The sequence below is a fragment of the Brachyspira pilosicoli genome (assembly GCF_036997485.1).
Classification (GTDB): Bacteria; Spirochaetota; Brachyspiria; order Brachyspirales; family Brachyspiraceae; genus Brachyspira; species Brachyspira pilosicoli_C.
In genome coordinates this window covers 168,799-186,591 of sequence record NZ_JAWLPU010000004.1, presented here as the reverse complement: position 1 = coordinate 186,591, position 17,793 = coordinate 168,799, and the positions used below count along the sequence as shown (strand labels likewise).

General features: G+C 25.8%; 14 protein-coding genes. 6 read left to right on the top strand and 8 right to left on the bottom strand.

Annotated features, from left to right (window positions below; all coding sequences use genetic code 11):
* Positions 1-40 precede the first annotated feature (40 nt).
* The 4 genes from R4I97_RS10980 to R4I97_RS10965 form a co-directional block, all read right to left on the bottom strand.
* Positions 41-1,513, bottom strand: a complete 1,473-nt coding sequence (locus R4I97_RS10980) for a hypothetical protein (RefSeq protein WP_335785086.1) — start codon at positions 1,511-1,513, stop codon at positions 41-43.
* Positions 1,514-1,641: 128 nt separating this feature from the next.
* On the bottom strand, positions 1,642-3,612 hold the full coding sequence (locus tag R4I97_RS10975; RefSeq protein ID WP_335785085.1) for a hypothetical protein: 1,971 nt from the start codon (positions 3,610-3,612) through the stop codon (positions 1,642-1,644).
* A gap of 123 nt (positions 3,613-3,735) precedes the next feature.
* Positions 3,736-4,827: an ankyrin repeat domain-containing protein gene (locus R4I97_RS10970; RefSeq protein ID WP_335785084.1), complete on the bottom strand. Its 1,092-nt coding sequence runs from the start codon at positions 4,825-4,827 to the stop codon at positions 3,736-3,738.
* A gap of 31 nt (positions 4,828-4,858) precedes the next feature.
* On the bottom strand, positions 4,859-6,055 hold the full coding sequence (locus tag R4I97_RS10965; protein WP_335785083.1) for a hypothetical protein: 1,197 nt from the start codon (positions 6,053-6,055) through the stop codon (positions 4,859-4,861).
* A 389-nt stretch (positions 6,056-6,444) separates the two neighbouring features.
* On the opposite strand from R4I97_RS10965, the gene pbpC reads away from it, so the two are divergent.
* The 4 genes from pbpC to R4I97_RS10945 all read left to right on the top strand — a co-directional run bounded on the left by pbpC (position 6,445) and on the right by R4I97_RS10945 (position 11,851).
* Positions 6,445-8,889, top strand: a complete 2,445-nt coding sequence (gene pbpC, locus R4I97_RS10960) for a penicillin-binding protein 1C (protein WP_335785082.1) — start codon at positions 6,445-6,447, stop codon at positions 8,887-8,889.
* Between the two features lie 72 nt (positions 8,890-8,961).
* Positions 8,962-9,630: a FecR domain-containing protein gene (locus tag R4I97_RS10955; protein ID WP_335785081.1), complete on the top strand. Its 669-nt coding sequence runs from the start codon at positions 8,962-8,964 to the stop codon at positions 9,628-9,630.
* A 100-nt stretch (positions 9,631-9,730) separates the two neighbouring features.
* A complete protein-coding gene (locus tag R4I97_RS10950) occupies positions 9,731-10,297 on the top strand; it encodes a TetR/AcrR family transcriptional regulator (RefSeq protein ID WP_335785080.1) in 567 nt (188 codons plus the stop codon).
* Between the two features lie 6 nt (positions 10,298-10,303).
* Positions 10,304-11,851 carry a ComEC/Rec2 family competence protein gene (locus R4I97_RS10945; RefSeq protein WP_335785079.1) on the top strand — a complete coding sequence of 516 codons (1,548 nt, stop codon included), beginning with the start codon at positions 10,304-10,306 and terminating at the stop codon, positions 11,849-11,851.
* A 65-nt stretch (positions 11,852-11,916) separates the two neighbouring features.
* Here R4I97_RS10945 and R4I97_RS10940 read toward each other — a convergent pair whose 3' ends face one another.
* Together R4I97_RS10940 and R4I97_RS10935 are read right to left on the bottom strand one after the other, a co-directional pair.
* Positions 11,917-12,273, bottom strand: a complete 357-nt coding sequence (locus tag R4I97_RS10940) for an FMN-binding protein (RefSeq protein ID WP_420535695.1) — start codon at positions 12,271-12,273, stop codon at positions 11,917-11,919.
* Between the two features lie 83 nt (positions 12,274-12,356).
* Positions 12,357-12,752 (bottom strand): hypothetical protein, encoded by a 396-nt coding sequence (locus R4I97_RS10935; protein ID WP_335785077.1) that lies wholly within the window; start codon positions 12,750-12,752, stop codon positions 12,357-12,359.
* A gap of 143 nt (positions 12,753-12,895) precedes the next feature.
* Here R4I97_RS10935 and R4I97_RS10930 point away from each other — a divergent pair, with 143 nt between their 5' ends.
* Positions 12,896-14,470 (top strand): hypothetical protein, encoded by a 1,575-nt coding sequence (locus R4I97_RS10930; protein WP_335785076.1) that lies wholly within the window; start codon positions 12,896-12,898, stop codon positions 14,468-14,470.
* A gap of 249 nt (positions 14,471-14,719) precedes the next feature.
* Here the strand turns inward: R4I97_RS10930 and R4I97_RS10925 are convergent, their stop codons facing one another.
* Together R4I97_RS10925 and dcd are read right to left on the bottom strand one after the other, a co-directional pair.
* Positions 14,720-15,712, bottom strand: coding sequence for an RluA family pseudouridine synthase (locus tag R4I97_RS10925; protein WP_335785075.1), 993 nt, complete (start codon positions 15,710-15,712; stop codon positions 14,720-14,722).
* A gap of 34 nt (positions 15,713-15,746) precedes the next feature.
* The gene (dcd, locus tag R4I97_RS10920; protein WP_335785074.1) at positions 15,747-16,265 is read right to left on the bottom strand and encodes a dCTP deaminase; all 519 of its coding nucleotides are present in this window, start codon (positions 16,263-16,265) and stop codon (positions 15,747-15,749) included.
* 98 nt (positions 16,266-16,363) lie between these two features.
* Between dcd and R4I97_RS10915 the strand changes: the two genes are divergently transcribed.
* Positions 16,364-17,692 carry a glucose-6-phosphate isomerase gene (locus tag R4I97_RS10915; protein ID WP_335785073.1) on the top strand — a complete coding sequence of 443 codons (1,329 nt, stop codon included), beginning with the start codon at positions 16,364-16,366 and terminating at the stop codon, positions 17,690-17,692.
* Positions 17,693-17,793: the final 101 nt, after the last annotated feature.

Genomic DNA, 17,793 nt, shown 5'->3' with positions numbered 1-17,793 from the left:
TGTGATAAAAATATTAGTGTAATTGTTTATTTAGAAATTACTATTTTTCAATAAGCCATTCATCGCCATATTTTTTTACTTGCAAAATTAAAAACTTTCCCATATTCTCATTACTAATGCATAAAACATTATCATTATCAGAATAAATTGTTATATCATCAAGTTTCATTTGATTATTTATAATATCAAGATAATAATCAATCTCTTGAGTTGCCAAAAACCAGTCAGCATCCATACCTTCTGTAGCCCCGTCATTTTGTTTATTTTCTTCTAAATTATTTTTTATTTCTTCAAAACTATTTTCTAAATTTTTAATATAGTTATCAGAAAAATATCCTGATTCTCTAAATTTAGATATATAATCATTAGCATTGCCCATATTAACTTCATAATATCCGCCATTTTCAAAATTAAACTCCACTATCTTTTGGAAAGCTTCATTTATTTCATCATAATTTTGAGCATACCATTTGCATGCATTATAATATGCTTTTTCTTTAGTGTTTTTATCATTAGAATCTATTTGTTCAGGAGATTTTTTATATATACCAGTAAATCCGTAGCTTCCGTTAGGCTCTGTTACCATAATAGTATTAGCATTTATAGGCTGAATTGATATAATATAACCGCCATCAGCCCCCACAATCTCTTCATAATCTAAAGTATAAGAACCTATAGCACAATAAGGTTCAACATATTGATTTTCTTCTAATATCATTTTGCTTGTATCTGTGCTTTGAATATTAGTTACTACATCTCCATTTTCATTTGTAATTATGTTAATAGCATATAAATAAAAACTGCTGTCATCATTTTTCTTAAGCTCAATAAAAGAATTATTGTTTGAATATATACCGTCAAAATTATAATTATTAATATCCCCTATTTCTTCTGACTTATAATCTGATTCTTCTATTAATATACCTTCTTGTCTTTCATTATATTTATCAAAAGTTACATCTGCTTTATTCTCATAAGGGAAATTATCAAAATTAGGATTTTCTTTTACTTCTCTATAATAATAATTAGAATAATAATTTTCTCTTTCCCATTTAGTAATTATAGTTTCAATAGGGTCGCTTTCATATCCCATATAATTATCTTCATAAAGAATTCCATTTTTTACAGAGAAGCCTTTATAATTTGTAGCAATATTACTTGGTCCTTTTTCGTATCTATCCTGTATATTATAAAGTTCATAATAATAAGCATTAGTGCCGTCTAAAGAAGATTCAAATATATAATTTTTATCTTCTCTATAATTTCCAGTATCAAATACATAGTCTATATCGCCATTATCTTTGAAAGTATATTTAGCTCTGCCGCTTATAATTATTTTATTTTTTACCTTATCTAAAAATGCCGCATCTGCCTGTGATAGTATTTTTGTGGCTGGTATAATTTCATTTGTTTGATTAGTTTGAGTATTTTGTTCTGATTGATTTGCTTCTTTGTTACCGCCGCTACAGGAGATTATTGTTAAAGTAAGTATTGCAATAATAAGTTTTTTCATATTTTAGCCCTAGTATGTATTGTAGTTTTCGCATTATAAATTAGAATAATTAAATTTTCAATTAGAAAATTTTAATAAAAAAGTGCATACATATATAATGCAAGCACTTTTATTGAAACTATTAAAAATTATTGTATATTCAAAATTTTAAGCATTTCAGCTTCTATTGCTTTAATATCTCCTTTCGCTTCCTGAATAGCTTTTATTTCTGCTCTTCTTTTCTCCAAGAATTCTTCCTGGCCTTGTTTGTCTAAAGTAGCCTTTTTAGCAAAATATGCATCACTTATAAGTTTGTCAGCTACTCTTAAAGTTCTGTCTGATACTATTGCTTTGTCTGATGCATTCTCTGCTTTAGACATATCAAAGCTGGCATCAGTTTTTAAAGCTCCTTCAGGTACTCCATTAAGTATGCTTCCTTTCCACTCCAATTTTGGCTGATAACTATATGTAATATAATCAAAAACTTCTGCATTCTTTATTTCATTATTATCAATAAATATATCATATGCTTTATTATTAAGAGTATCCAATAAAATCATTTTATTTTTGCCATTTTCTGTGTATATTTTTTGAGTACATCCCAAATCTTGGAAACTACGATAATTAATAAACTGTCCTATTTCTGAATCAAAATCTACTTCCAAATTATCTTTTAAAAGTAAAGTATAATGTGCTATACCGCCTCTTCCTGCAGAACTTGTATATTCGCCTGAAAGCATTAATTCTTCTTTGCCGTCATTATTGATATCACATAAGAAGAAAGATACGCTATGCAAAGGATAATACATGTTGTTAGCTATATAAGATGAATATTGTTTTATATTAAAGGTGCCTGAATCTACAAATTTGGAATCTTTAGTATAATCTTTCAAATCATTTGTAGAAATTGAATTAATTTTAGCAGATTTTACTTTATCTATATCTCCAAGTCTGAAATTATAAGTTTTTATTTCTTTAAATGAAGCATATAAATTATCTTTTATAAAATCAGGATTATAATAATGCATATTTACTAATCCTTTCATAGTGCTTTCAATTAAAAATGTATTCTTTTTAAACTCAAGTAAATTAAGGTTATTCCAACCGTCATAACAATAAACAGCATTAATATTGTAATAATTTTGATAATATTCTAAATAGTCTTGTGTATCATCATTAGCTAATCTATTATTTATATAAGTTTTTATATATTTGTTCATTATATTTGTATTGCCTATTTCTTCTGCTATTTCTACTGAAGATAAACGGGCTGTACCTTCTAATTCAATTGAAGTTAAAGAATAATTATTTTCATTGAATAAATCTATATATCCATTATCTTTTACAATGTACTTATAGAAATTATCTTTATAAGCATCAGCAACTAATTTTTCTGCTCTTAAAGAATCAGGAGCTTCTATTATATAATTAATTAAATTCATCTTTTGTATATAAGTATTCTCATTATCATTTTCTCTCATCATCATAGCAATATTACTTCCGCCTGATTTTTTCCATTCTGTTAAATATTTTTTCTCTTCTTCAAAATAATAAAGCGAATCGCAAGCAAAATGAGATAAGAATAAGGCTAAATAAACATCAGCATCTTTTTTATTTAATTTTAATAATTCTTCTCTTGCTTTTTTTAATGCTAAATTTTGATCAACATATAAATATCCAACAGCATAATAATCTGTAACTTCACTATATATACCCCAATTACCCCAGCTTATTAAGAATTCCAGATCTAATGCAGCATAATTAACATTTGATATAAACTCTATAGAACATTTTTTTCTTTCATCATCATTTGCAAATTTCCTATTAAGAAAACTAAAATTCCTTTTTGCATATTCATTATTTTCTCTTAATTTTTTAAGCTTTTCATCAAATTTAGTTTTATCTGCTCTAATGCCTTTATAAACATATTTCATATCAAAGAATTCTTTTTGATTATTTGTTTGTGAAGCATTAGTTTGAATATTTTGAGATTGTGTATTGTTGTTTTGTGATGTTTGATCAGTTTGAGTATCTTGTTGTGTTTCTTTGTTAACATTGCCGCAGGAAATTACAACAATCATTAAAATAAATGCTGTAATTATAGGAATAATATTTTTCATATAGTACCCCACACATGTATTGTAGTTTTCGCATTATAAATTAGAATAATTAAATTTTCAATTAGAAAATTTTAATAAAAAAGTGCATACATATAATGCATACACTTTTTATAAAGGCTATAACTATTTTGTGAGTAATTTGATTATCTCTTCATTTTTTCCATATTCTCTTGCATAATATAATGCATCATACTTACCGTCTTTGATATTTTTATCAGCACCAGCATCTAAAAGCATTTTTGTCATTTCTAAATTTCCGATATGACAAGCCCACATCAATGCTGTCATACCGTACTTATTTTGAACATTAACTTGAGCATTATTTTTAAGAAGCACTTTTACAGCATTAATATTATTATAAGAAGCTGCTTCTATCAATGCAGTTTTGTTGTCATAAGTTTTATAATCTACATCAGCACTATTATCAATTAACTTCTGTAAAAAAACTTCATTGGTAGAATAATTTACTGCAGTTATCAATGGAACACTATAACTAAGCAAAGTTTCTTGATTAATATCACAAACTTTCAAACTTTTATCCAAAGAATCAGAACCATTTTGAAGTAAAATATCTGCTATATCCTCATGTCCATACATATAAGCATAAATCAAAGCATTTGCATTATTTCTGTTTCTTTTATTTATATCAGCTTTATTTTCAATTAATATTTTTACAGTTTCTTTATAGCCTTTCATAGCAGCATACATTAAAGGTGTTTCTTCGTTTTCATCATCTCCGTCATAAGCTATATTAACATCTGCTTTATTTTTTATTAACAGTTTGACCATTTCAATATTTTCTTTTCTATCATGTTCTAAAGCAGAAAATAATGCAGTTCTTCCTCTAAATCCTTTATAATTAATATCCGCACCATAACTTAAAAGAAGTTTAACCATTTCCATATTATTATTATCAATAGCAAGTATTAATACACTATCTGTAAGATATACTGTAGCATTAACATCTGCTTTATATTTCAAAAGAAGCTCAGCCATTTCTATATTATTATCCATAACCGCAAGAGATAACAATGTAAATCCCTCATAATTACGATTATTTACATAATCATTATATTTTTTAAGAATATTTTCAGCTTCTTTAATATTGCCTTCATTTACATAATCTATTAATTTTTCAGAAACTTTGCTTTTATTATTATTTTGACTGTATAAGCACAGACTAAATAAAAATAAAATAAATGTTAACTTTTTCATAATTCATAAACCTCTTTAAATTATTAAACTTTTATTTATTTTTTAAAAATACCATCACAATAGGAGCTATAAAAGAAAAAATAAATGAGTAAATACCATAAACATAAATAAAATTATATATTTTATTATTTCCAATTATAGCCTCATTTATATTGATGTTCTCTTTTAATATTTTTATTATGGATTTTATATTTTGTATTATTATATATATTAAATTAATAGCTATTATTATATTAAGAACTGCAATAGAAACTTCATTTATTTTTATTTCAGAAATAATCACTCTGTATATGCTTGCACCTAATACTAATATATTAAATAAAAATGCTAGTATTGGAAATATTATATAAATTGCTTTTGTTATTATTCCAGCCTTATAATCAGCCCTCACAAAATATAAAGTAAATACAAACAAATATAATAATATATTATAAACTATAAAAGACTTCATATTTTCAAAAGGTCTTATAGGTTCATAAAGTAATGCAAAAAACAAGATAAATATTAAAAATGAATATACAAATAATAATGCTCTTGAAATATATATAGACAAAACAGTTTTAAATCTCTTTTGAATAAAGAAAAATATAAAAGGTATTATAGAAAGAACAAATATAATAGACATAAAAATCAGCTTTTCAATTAACGGTTCTAAATCACTTGCTATATTAGTTCTAAAAATAAATCTGTCATATAAAAAAACAATAAATATCCAAAATACAAATGCAATAATTGCCGCTATTGCAGAAAAGAAAATTATATCTCCTAATTTAGTAAAACTATTAGATATATTATTTTTAAAATTATTATCTGCCAAAACTATTATAATAAAAAATATTATATATGATAGTATGCTTTTATTAATCATTATATTAGACATAAAAAAATCAAGCATATTAGGTATTTCATCTTTTAACGGAGCTGAAGTAAATATGCCAAGCAAAAACACAAGTAAAAATGATAAAAATGTTATTAATACAGTTCTTTTATTAACATTTTCAAAATTACTGTTAATGCTAAATAAAAATGAATAACAAAAAAAGTAAAAGACTTGAAAATAAAAACTATTAAAAATTATATTATAAATTAATTTTTCAGAATCATATGTAGTATCAAACAATAATATTTTTATATCCATAGGGATAGAAGAAAATATCATAAGAGTAAATACTAATAAAAAATATAATATCTTTTTAGTGCTATTATTAATTAATTTATTTTCAGACATATTGAGATAGCCTCTATAGGTATATTAATGTTTTAAAGTGAATTATAAATTATAATTACAAATTGTAAAGCATTTATGGATTATGATTATATTTTATAATTTTTTTATTGTTCTTTTTCCCGCAGCAAAAAGAACCAAAAAGTGCAAATATTTTAGTTTTATATATATAAAATAATATATTATATTTTTAAATATACTAAGTATTACTTCATAAAAACATAGTCTTTTTGCTTCTTTGGGTCACCAAAAGAAGTGGGGGTGTGGGGGCTAGTCCCCACAAATTACAAAACTAAAAATTGCCAAATTTAAAAATTATTACAATATAACAAAAAATTGACTATTGTTCATTTTATTGTAAAATAAAAATATAGGTTTATGGAAAACTGCTTATGGAAAAAATAATTAGAAGAACATCATTAGCTATAATATATATTTTATTAATTTCTGTTTTAGTATTGTCAGTAATATTTATTCCAAAGGGATATAATTTTTATAAGTCTTGCAAAAATTATATAAATATACCATTTAAAAAAGATGAATTAAAATTAGATGAAGAGAGAGTATTAAAAATATATGACAGAAACAATATTTTAATATCAACACTCTTTCCAAAGCAGGGCGGCTTTTATAATGAAGTAAAATACAACGATATATCAACAAATCTAATAAATGCAGTTATAAGTGCGGAGGACAAAAACTTTTTTAAACATGATGGAATAGATTATAAAGCAATAATGAGAGCATTTTTAGCTAACTTAATAAACGGCAGAGTGGTATCCGGAGGAAGCACTATCACTCAGCAGCTAGCAAAAAGTATAATACCAAGAGAGAGAACATATATTAATAAATTTTATGAAGCATTAGACGCTATAAGATTAGAAAGAAACCTATCAAAAGAAGAAATTATCACAGAATATTTAAACAGAGTTTTTTTAGGCAATAACTGTTATGGCGTGGGAGCTGCTTCTCAAGTTTATTTCAAAAAAGAGGCAAAAGATTTAAATATAAATGAATCAGCAATACTAGCTTCAATTATAAAATCTGGTACAAAGTTTAACCCATACAAATATGAAGAGAGATTAAATGACAGAAGAATATATGTTATAAACGAAATGAAAAATAATGGCTACATAGATGATGCTGAGTATAAAAAAAATATTAATGAAAAGATAGATGTTTACAACAATAAAGACGAATACACTTTCAAAGCACCGCACTTTACAATGTATGCAAAAGAATCATTAGCACAATTAAAATACAACAACATAACAGAAATAAAAACCACTTTAGACTATAAACTTCAACAAGAAGCAATAACAGTAATAAGCAATGCAAGTCAATCACTTCACACATTTAATGTAAGAAATATTTCATGCGTTATATTAAATGCTAAAACAGGCGAAATATTATCTATGGTAGGCTCTATGGATTATTTTGATAAAGAAGTTGATGGGGCTGTTAATGGAGCTACTTCTTTAAGGCAAGCTGGAAGCACTTTAAAACCTTTTTTATATGGATATTTATTTGATAAAGGGGAGACTCCTGCATCTGTTATAGCCGATGTAAAAACTTATATAAACTCACCGGGAGGAGATTATATACCAGAGAACTTTAATCATAAATATCATGGCCCTGTTACTATAAGAGATGCCCTTGCTAATTCTCTAAATATACCAGCTGTAAAATGGCTTGCAAGATACAGTATAAGAGATTTTCAAAATATATTATTAAAATCTGGTTTAAGCTCTATAAATAAAAACCCTGACTATTATGGTTATTCTTTGGTATTAGGAAGTGCTGAGGTGAGATTAGTTGATTTAGTTTCAGCATATACTATATTTCCAAATGAAGGCAAGTTTATAAATCATTACTCTATAAAATCATTAAAAAAAGAAAATGGCGAAATAATAAATATACCTAAAAAAAGCACAAGGCAAGTAATATCAAAAGAAAGTGCCTACCTTATAACAAGCATACTATCCGACAGAAATACAAGAATGGGCTCTTTTAGAAGCTATAGAGGAATTGTTTATCCTTTTTCTGTTGCCATAAAAACAGGTACATCAAAAGGCTCAAGAGATGCTTGGGGTATTGGATACACAAAAGATTATATAGTAGGTATTTGGCTTGGAGATTTTAAGGGAAGCGAGATGATAAATATTACAGGCGGAAACGGGGCTGTACCTATAATATATGATTTATTTATTATGCTTAATAAAAGTCAAAAAGAAACGAAATGGGATAAACCAGCAAATATAGTAAATAGAGATATATGTTTAATAAGCGGAAAACTAAGAGGAGAGTTTTGTAAAGAATATAGAAATGAAGAGTTTTCTAAAGAACATGTACCAACAGAAGAATGCGATGTTCATAATTTATATATAAAAAATAATGAAGATGGGAGCATAAGCAAAAAAGTATTTGTAAACCTTCCTTCAGAATATAATGGCTGGATAAAAGAACAGCAAATAGAAACCCCAACGAGAGATTGGGTAAAAGTTAATGATATTTACAATAGAAGCTTAACTTATAGAGAAAAAAGTGAATACTCAAAAAATATTATGATTACATCACCTACAGATAACTCCGTGTATAAAATAGATTCTACCCTTCCAAAAGAATATCAAAACATATTTATAAAAACATATATACCCGACAATATTGTGTCAGCAAATCTATATTGCGATGATAAAATTATAGCGAGTATTGATGAATTGAAAAGTGGAAATATTAGATGGCAATTAGAAGGCGGAGAGCATAGTTTTTATATAAAAGCAGTTAATAAAGAAAATCAAAACTTAAGCAGCATAAAAGTAAATATATTCGTGCAATAAAAAAATATTATGTATATATAAAAATATTTCCGATAATATTTTATAGTAAAAATGTATTATGGAGTTTCACAGATGTGTAAAAAAATAGTTGCTATAATATTTGTATGCGCTTTTGCTTTGAATGCACAATATAATGCTAACTATATGGAAGTAGTATCAGTTCAAGGTGAAGTAAAAATTACATCAAAAGATATAATAGCTAAACCTGCTAATATTGGCGATTTATTATTTAGTAATGATAGATTAACATTGCAGGGAAATTCTTATTTAACTTATTATATACAAAATAACTCTTTATTTAAACTAAAACAAAATGCTTTATTAAATATAGATGAATCATTAGATAGAAATAATAATATAAAATTCACATTATCTTCAGGAGAAATCATAGCAATTACAAAACTTAATTCCATCAATATAGTTACTCCAAATGCTAATATCTCTATGCGAGGTACTGTAATAATAGCCAATAATAACGGTATAACTACTATTAAAGTATTATCTGGTTCTGCTAAAATTAATAATAATACTGAACTTAATGCCTTTATGCAGGCTAATATATCAAATACAGAAATAACTACAGGTAATATAGTTTTGGATGCAAACACTAAAAGTTATTTAAATGAAATAATTAATTTGCCTTATGTTAATAATGTTACTCAAGTAAATTTCTATAGAAATATAGCTTCATTGCCTGATAATACTATACTTAATGTAAATCAGTCTACTATAGAAAAATAGATAATATATTTTAAATAATATATTACTAAACTTTATATAACTTTGACAAATAAAAAATATTGTATATAATTATTATGAGAAAGTTATATGAAGGATAGAAATGAATCCAAGAGAACAAATAGTTAATGCTGGAAAAAAGCTATTCAAGAAATATGGATTTAAAAAGACATCTATGAGCGATATTGCTTTGATGGTTCATAAATCTAAAAGTAGTATATATCATTATTTTAAAAGTAAAGAAGAAATTTTTTTTGCTATAGCAGAAAATGAAGCATCAGATTTAAAAAGGTCTATATACGAAGCAATAAAAAAAGAAGATACTGCTGAAGCTAAAATAAGAGCTTACATATTAACAAGACAAAAAGGATATATTAAATTAGCTAATCTTTATGAAGCACTACATAGTGAAATATTTGAAGACTTTACTCTAATCGAGCATATGAGAGCGAAATATCATAGAGAAGAATATGATACTATTAAAATGATATTAAGAGGCGGCGTAAAAAAAGGATTATTCAATATAGATTTAAGACTTGCAACAGAATCAATACTCGCAATAATTAAAGGTTTTGAAATGGAGTGGGCAAAAAATAAAAATATAGAAAATAATGAAAAAGATTTAGATATTATTATTAATATTATCTTCTATGGAATAGTAAAAAGATAATTATTAATGATGAAAAGCCCATACCCTATTACATATATATTTTATATCACAACAAGCTTTGCGTTTGGCATATCTACTGCACTAAAGTTTAGTGGTAATTATTTTTTTTATATATCATTAATAATATCTTTCATTCTAATAATAATATCAATAGCGCTTGCTGTATATAACAAAAATAGCTTTTTTATTTTGGTAATTTCAGTATTTTTCTTGGGATATAGTTATACAATTTATAGATATTACAATATATTTTCATCACCATTAAAAGAATTTAACAAAGAAATTAAGGCATATAGCTGTAAAATAGTAGATTATGATGGAGTGGTTACTTTAAGAGACAGATATATTGCTTATGTTGATAGAGTTTACGATGGAGAAAATTGGCATAATTATGCTGGAAAAATTAGACTATATCATAGCTCAGCTAAACCAATATATATAAATGACACTATTACAGTCTATACTAAAATTAATCTATATAAAAATATACTAACAAATAATATTAATATAGTAAAAGCGTTAGAAAATCAAATGCTCTATGGTGTAAGTAGTATTTATCCTTATATTAATTTTACCGTTCAAAAAGAAAGTTTTTCAATACTTAACTTTCTAAACAGAATTGGTATATATTTTAGAAACACAATAAAAAAATCTTTAGGCGAGCATATAGAGCCAATAAGCTATTCTGTTGCCCAATGCATCATTACAGGAGATAAACATATTATACCAGCAAACATTAATCAATACTTTATAAACTCTGGAATATCTCATATACTATCAATATCTGGTCTTCATATATCAATGATACTTTTTATATTATTTACAGCATTATCTTTTTTACCAATAAATTTCTATAATAAAATATTTATTTCTACAATCATCACCATAATAATATATCCAACCGTAAGTATATTCTCTGTTTCAATAGTTCGTTCAAGTATAATGGCTCTTTGTATATTAATATCCTATTATTTTGACAGAGATAGAAACAATGTAAATGCTCTATTTTTAGCAGCATTAATAATATTACTGATAGACCCAAACTCTATAAAAGAAATAAGTTTTCAATTTTCATTTTTAGCAACATTAGGCATAATATTATACTACCCTATTTATAATTTTTTTATAATATCAAAAATTAAAAACTTAAAAATAAATACATTTCTTAAAAATATATTTATAACTCTATTAGGATTTTTGGCAATTAATATAATATCACTCATATCAATACTTCCATTAAATATATATCATTTTAAAATTTTAAATCTTAACTCAATAATATCAAATATATTCGCTGTGCCATTATCTTTTATTATATTATCATCATCATTAATAACTATATTCACACATATAATATTTTATACTCTATCAATATACCCAGCAAAAACAACAGAGTTAGCTGCAAATATTTTAATAGAATTATCTAAAAAAATTTCAAATTTTCAATGCTTAAGATACAACTTTGAATTAAATATGTATATAGCAATATTTATTACTTTTATAATTATGTTAATAGGATTGCTGCTAAATATAAAAATAAATAAAAGGATATAAAAAAAGTGTATTCATAAACTGAATACACTCTCTAATACAATTTTTCACCTATTTTTTAATTAAAATTATTTTGCTGGAGTTAATTTAGTTAAAGCATCTTCAACAAGAGCTGTCCAAGTAGCACCAGTAACGCCATCAACATAAATGTCATTAGCTTTAATCATTTTGTCGTAAGCTGCTTTAGCTCTAGCAGGACCGCTTGAATGAGCACATTTAGTCATCACAACTTTAGTTAATTTACCACCTGCAACTGTTACTTTAGCTTGGTAGTCTCCTTGTTTTGTTTTGTAAGTAGCTTTGTAGTTACCTAAATAAGTACCATCAGGTATTTTACTCAAGTCTATTTTAGCTTGAGCAAAAGCTATCATACCAAATAGTAATGCAATTGAACCTACAAATGCAATCAATTTAGCAGACTTCATAATTTTCTCCTAATATATATTTTTATTATTATAATAAACTTATCTTTATTTTAAATGTAAAAATAAAAACAAAAAAATTTACACTATTTTGTTATTTTTTTACCTTTTCTTAAACTATCTAATAAATTATCATATTCTATGGAAGCCATTATATTATAATATCTATTATCTACATAATTTGAATATTCTATCTTTATATTATTAGATATAAAACTTTTAAGTTCATCATAATATTTATAATTTGGCGGCAGCTCTTTTGCAAAAGCATTCTCAATTTTGACAATAGAAAGAGATAAAGCGGCACTATAAGCACTATTTTTATTTTCTTCTAATGTAGCGTTATTATCAGTATTTGGATAGCCTATAGAATTAATGCTAAATTTATTTTCATTAATCCAACCATTATTAAGAGTTTTAGAATTAGTATTTACAGAGCTGCAAGAATAAATAAAAAGCAATATTACAATAAAATATCTCATAACAACCTCAAGTATTTTATATAAAAATAATCGTAAAAATTTAGTTTTTTTTAATAAGATAATTTTGTATATTATTAATTTTAGTTTATAATATTACCGAGTATATAAATAATTTTCTTTATAAAAAACAATTGGAATTTACTATGAAAAAATACATACCTATTTATTTTTTATTAATAAGCAATTTACTATTTCCTCAAATATACACATTACAAAACAATGAAACTCTAAAGAATGCCCATATATTAAATGATACAAACTATGCTATTGTTATAGAAAAGAATAATGCTAATAATAAAACCTATGATATACTTTATAAAAACAGCAGATTAGAAGGATATAAAGATTCTGGCATAATAAAAGTTTTACTAAACGGCACATTGGTTGCCACAATGCTTAAACCTTCTATTGGCAAAGATATGTGGGTTGTTATATACGGAAACAAAGAACAAGAATTTGACTCTATAGAAACATCTGCTTTTGCTGGAAATAACTCTATAATATTTGCAAGACTTATGGATTACGGTATTGCTGTTATTAATGGAGAAGCAAAAACACAGTATTCTGAATTATATGAATATGTTATAAATAACAACAATTATGCATTTTCTTATTATAGAGACGGAGAATATTTTGTTAATATCAATGGAGAAGAAAAAACTGTTTCAGGAAAAGCAGAAAAAATGAAATATGGTATTGACGGAAGAACTTTAATGTATGTCATAAACAACGAAGGAAGTGCCGTTATATATAATGGAAACAATGATACAGAGAGTTTTATATCTGTTGATGATTTAGCTTCATACAGCTTACAAAATCAAGCCTTTGCTGTTAAATTAATGCCTCAAATAGACACTAATTTAACAACGAATGATAATATAAATAATATGATGTCTACAAACATTAACACAAACGATACTATTCTTACAAACATATCTACCGTTACAAATTATAATTTATCTAATATAAGTGTTTATACAAATGAAGAAGGTATAACTGTTAAAGGACAATCAAACACTATAGCATTAATGATGGTTACAAATATTATTACGAATATAGTAGAAAATACATTAAATTTGGAAGACACTAATAACAATATTATTACAAACGAATTTATAAACACAAGCATTTTAATAAACAATAGAAACATAGGCGAGTTTAATTTAATTACAAATATGAGTTTTTCTCCAGACGGTCAAAGTTTGGTATTTATTAATATAGATACAAACAATATGATGCAACTCTATGTTAGAGGGAATATGTTAGGAAGCTATGATAATATATATACTTATCAATATTCAAAGGACTCGAAAAACTTTGCTTATGGAGTAAGCAGCAATAATATATCTTTTATAATTCTTAATAATAAAAAAATTAATGATGAATATAATAAAATAAATAATATATACTTCTCTGACAATAATGAATTAGTATACAATGCCTCAAAAAATGACAGGGAATATATTATATCCGACAACTTTGAAAGCCCTTCATATAACTTTGTCACTTCATTTAAGTTTTATGGAGATTCTTTTGCTTTTACAGCAGAAAGACTTGGAAGAAAGTATTATTTTATATGGAATAAAGAAACAGCTACAAGAAAAGAGTTAGGCGGCTATGATTATATATCAGAAATAGATGCCTACAGCAGCGAAGCAATATCAATAGCTTCAGACGGCAAGAATGTATTTATAATAAAGAACGGTTTTATATACTAAAAATTTTAACTTTGTCAGAAAATATTTTTTAAGTTCTTTATTTGTGGTGGCTTTGCCCCCACACCCCCACTTCTTTTGCTGCCGCAAAGAAGCAAAAAGGCTACATTTTTATAAAGTATAGATAAAAACAGATAGTATTATTTTATATATTTCTTATATAAAAACTAAAATATTTGCATTTTTTGCAACTTTTTGCGGCGGGAAAAAGTTGATAAAAAATTATAAAAAAATATACAAAATGTTATCATTTCACTTTATTTTAGCAATAAAATCTTTTAAGTCTTTTGGTATTTTTGCTTTTACTTTTATACGCTCATTAGTGATTGGGTGATTAAATTCTAACATATAAGAATGAAGTGCCTGCCTATAAAAAAATCCTTCTGGTATTATGCTTTTTTCTATAAAAGAATTAAAAACTTTAGGTCCATACTTGCCATATATTTTATCTCCAACCATATAAAGATTTTTTGAATGAAGATGCACTCTTATTTGATGCATTCTTCCTGTGTAGAGTCTTATTTTTAGTATGGCATAATCACCTATTTTTTTTATAGTTTTAAACTTTGTCTTTGAATATTTTGAATCTTCAACATTTTCTTTATGTAATATTTGATATCTTCTGTAAAGTTTATCGCCCACCTCTTGCATATATCCTTCAACAGTAAAAGAGTCTTCTATATCTTTAGCATTCTCCACTATAGCAATATAAGTTTTTTTTATATTATTATTTTTATTTGCAAGCATAGCACAAAACTTTGAAGCCACCAAAGAACCGCGAGAAAGTATTACACACCCGCTTGTCTCTCTGTCTATTCTGTTAATCATATTTAAATGACAGCCTAATCTCTCTTGCATAATGGTATGTAAAGTATTGTAATAATATTTTCCAGAAGGAATCACAGGCAAATTAGCAGGTTTATTTACTATAATTAAATCGCCATCATCATAAATTATTTCTATATCTTTATTTACTTCAGGCTCTTTCATATCTTTAAAATAGTATGATATCTCATCGCCTTTAGAAACGCTTCTGGTATATTTTATTTTCTCTCCGTTTACTAATACAAGGCCCTCGCCTATTAAATCCTGCCATTTGTTTCTGGAATAATAAGAAAATCTGTTCCCCATATATTTATCTAATCGCATAGATTCAATATCTTCTTCAATACGGCACTTTCTTATAACAGCACCTTCATACAAATCTTTATTAGTAGAATGGAGTTTATTTTTAGATTTTTTCATAATTTAAATTAATTTATTATAAATTTAAAAATAATTATTTAAAATCTTTATAAAGCATACTCGGCTGAACATCAGTGTTGTTTTGATATTTGCTGCTCACATACTCTTCATATTCACCGTCTATAGTGTGATAATAAAGCTGAGCAATTTCTACTTCTGGATATATTATTATAGGCTTAATGCAAAATATCTCTAAAGTCCAATAACCCGCAAAACCAACATCTCCAAACCCAGCAGTAATATGTATAAATATGCCAAGTCTTCCTATAGATGACCTACCCTCTATCATAGGCACATATTTCTTTGTTTTTGTATATTCTAAAGTTCTTCCCAAATAAAGCTGATTAGGCTCTAACTGATATCCTGTTTCAGGTATAATGATTTCTTTAGTTTCATTAGGTTTTTTCATATCTAATACATTATCTTTATATACTAAAAGTTTGTTATGAAGCCTTACATTATAACTATTTGAGTTTAATTGTTTTCTGTTAAAAGGTTCTATTATAATATTTTTATTTAAATTTTTTTCTATTTCAAGTCCAGACAAAATCATTTTATTTGTACCTTAATTTTTTATATTTATTTCTTTATTTTTCGGTATTATTATTGTATAATTTATGTATTATAAAACTATATTATGAGGTGTAAAAAATGCTATCTATAAATTATAAAAATGTATTGAATTTTTTGCAAGAGCATGAATTAGAATATTTAGCAAGCTCAGCAGAGTATGCTAATGAGCTTTTAGAAAATAAAAAAGGTGCCGGCAATGATTTTTTAGGTTGGGTTAATCTTCCAACTGAGGCTATGAAGATGGCAAAAGATATTGAAACTTTAGCAGCAGAGATAAGAGAGAATGCTGAAGTATTAGTATCTGTTGGTATTGGAGGTTCATATCTTGGCGGAAAAGCTGTTATAGAATCTTTCTTAAACCCTTTTGCTCAAGCTAAAAAAGGAAATACTCAAGTTGTATATGCTGGACATAATATGAACGGCGAGTATTTTAAACATTTATTAGATTATTTAAAAGGTAAAGATTTTTATATTAATGTTATCTCAAAAAGCGGTACTACTACTGAACCTGCCATAGCTTTTAGAATATTAAAAGAATATGCTGAAAAAAGATATGGTAAAGAAGCTTCAAAAAGAATAATAGCTACTACAGATAAATCAAAAGGAGCTTTGAAAACATTATCTACAGAAAATAAATACAGAACTTTTGTAATACCTGATGATGTCGGCGGAAGATATTCTGTACTTACTCCTGTTGGACTTATACCTATAGCAGTTGCTGGAATAGATATCAAAGAGTTTATAAAAGGGTTTGATTCTATGGCTAAGGCTACAAAAAAAGCAGATTACAAACAAAATCCTTCTATGCTTTATGCTATGCTAAGAAATGCACTTTACACTAAAGGCTTTAACACAGAAATAATGGTAAACTATATTCCAAGAATGCATTATATATCTGAATGGTGGAAACAATTATATGGAGAAAGTGAAGGTAAAGATAAAAAAGGAATATTCCCTGCTTCTGTAGATTTCTCTACTGATTTACACTCTTTAGGTCAATTTATACAAGACGGAAGAAGAGGATTATTTGAAACTGTTATAAGAGTAAATGAAGAAGAAATAGATTTGAAAATAAAAAAAGAAGAATCTGACTTAGACGGACTTAACTACTTAAAAGGAAAATCTTTACATCAAATAAATAAATCTGCATTAGAAGCTACAGTTTTAGCACATGTTGATGGAGGAGTTCCTAATATTATAGTAGATATAGATAAAATTACCCCATTTACTATTGGAGAACTTATGTATTTCTTTGAGAAAGCTTGCGGAATATCTGGACATCTTCTTGGGGTTAATCCATTTGATCAGCCCGGCGTTGAGGCTTACAAGAAAAATATGTTTGCTATGCTTGGTAAAAAAGGCTATGAGAAAATGGGAAGAGAATTAAAAGCAAGATTAAATAAATAATTTTTTACATCATAAATAAATAACAGGGATATAGCAATTTGCAATATCCCTTTATTTTTGCATATATTCTTAGATTATTGAGATATTCTATACATATAATA

Bases quoted from the DNA above. Each gene is read 5' to 3' on its own strand.
- R4I97_RS10980 (WP_335785086.1), bottom strand. From the start codon at position 1,513: ATGAAAAAACTTATTATTGCAATACTTACTTTAACAATAATCTCCTGT.
- R4I97_RS10975 (WP_335785085.1), bottom strand. From the start codon at position 3,612: ATGAAAAATATTATTCCTATAATTACAGCATTTATTTTAATGATTGTT.
- R4I97_RS10970 (WP_335785084.1), bottom strand. From the start codon at position 4,827: ATGAAAAAGTTAACATTTATTTTATTTTTATTTAGTCTGTGCTTATAC.
- R4I97_RS10965 (WP_335785083.1), bottom strand. From the start codon at position 6,055: ATGTCTGAAAATAAATTAATTAATAATAGCACTAAAAAGATATTATAT.
- pbpC (WP_335785082.1), top strand. From the start codon at position 6,445: ATGGAAAAAATAATTAGAAGAACATCATTAGCTATAATATATATTTTA.
- R4I97_RS10955 (WP_335785081.1), top strand. From the start codon at position 8,962: ATGTGTAAAAAAATAGTTGCTATAATATTTGTATGCGCTTTTGCTTTG.
- R4I97_RS10950 (WP_335785080.1), top strand. From the start codon at position 9,731: ATGAATCCAAGAGAACAAATAGTTAATGCTGGAAAAAAGCTATTCAAG.
- R4I97_RS10945 (WP_335785079.1), top strand. From the start codon at position 10,304: ATGATGAAAAGCCCATACCCTATTACATATATATTTTATATCACAACA.
- R4I97_RS10940 (WP_420535695.1), bottom strand. From the start codon at position 12,273: ATGAAGTCTGCTAAATTGATTGCATTTGTAGGTTCAATTGCATTACTA.
- R4I97_RS10935 (WP_335785077.1), bottom strand. From the start codon at position 12,752: ATGAGATATTTTATTGTAATATTGCTTTTTATTTATTCTTGCAGCTCT.
- R4I97_RS10930 (WP_335785076.1), top strand. From the start codon at position 12,896: ATGAAAAAATACATACCTATTTATTTTTTATTAATAAGCAATTTACTA.
- R4I97_RS10925 (WP_335785075.1), bottom strand. From the start codon at position 15,712: ATGAAAAAATCTAAAAATAAACTCCATTCTACTAATAAAGATTTGTAT.
- dcd (WP_335785074.1), bottom strand. From the start codon at position 16,265: ATGATTTTGTCTGGACTTGAAATAGAAAAAAATTTAAATAAAAATATT.
- R4I97_RS10915 (WP_335785073.1), top strand. From the start codon at position 16,364: ATGCTATCTATAAATTATAAAAATGTATTGAATTTTTTGCAAGAGCAT.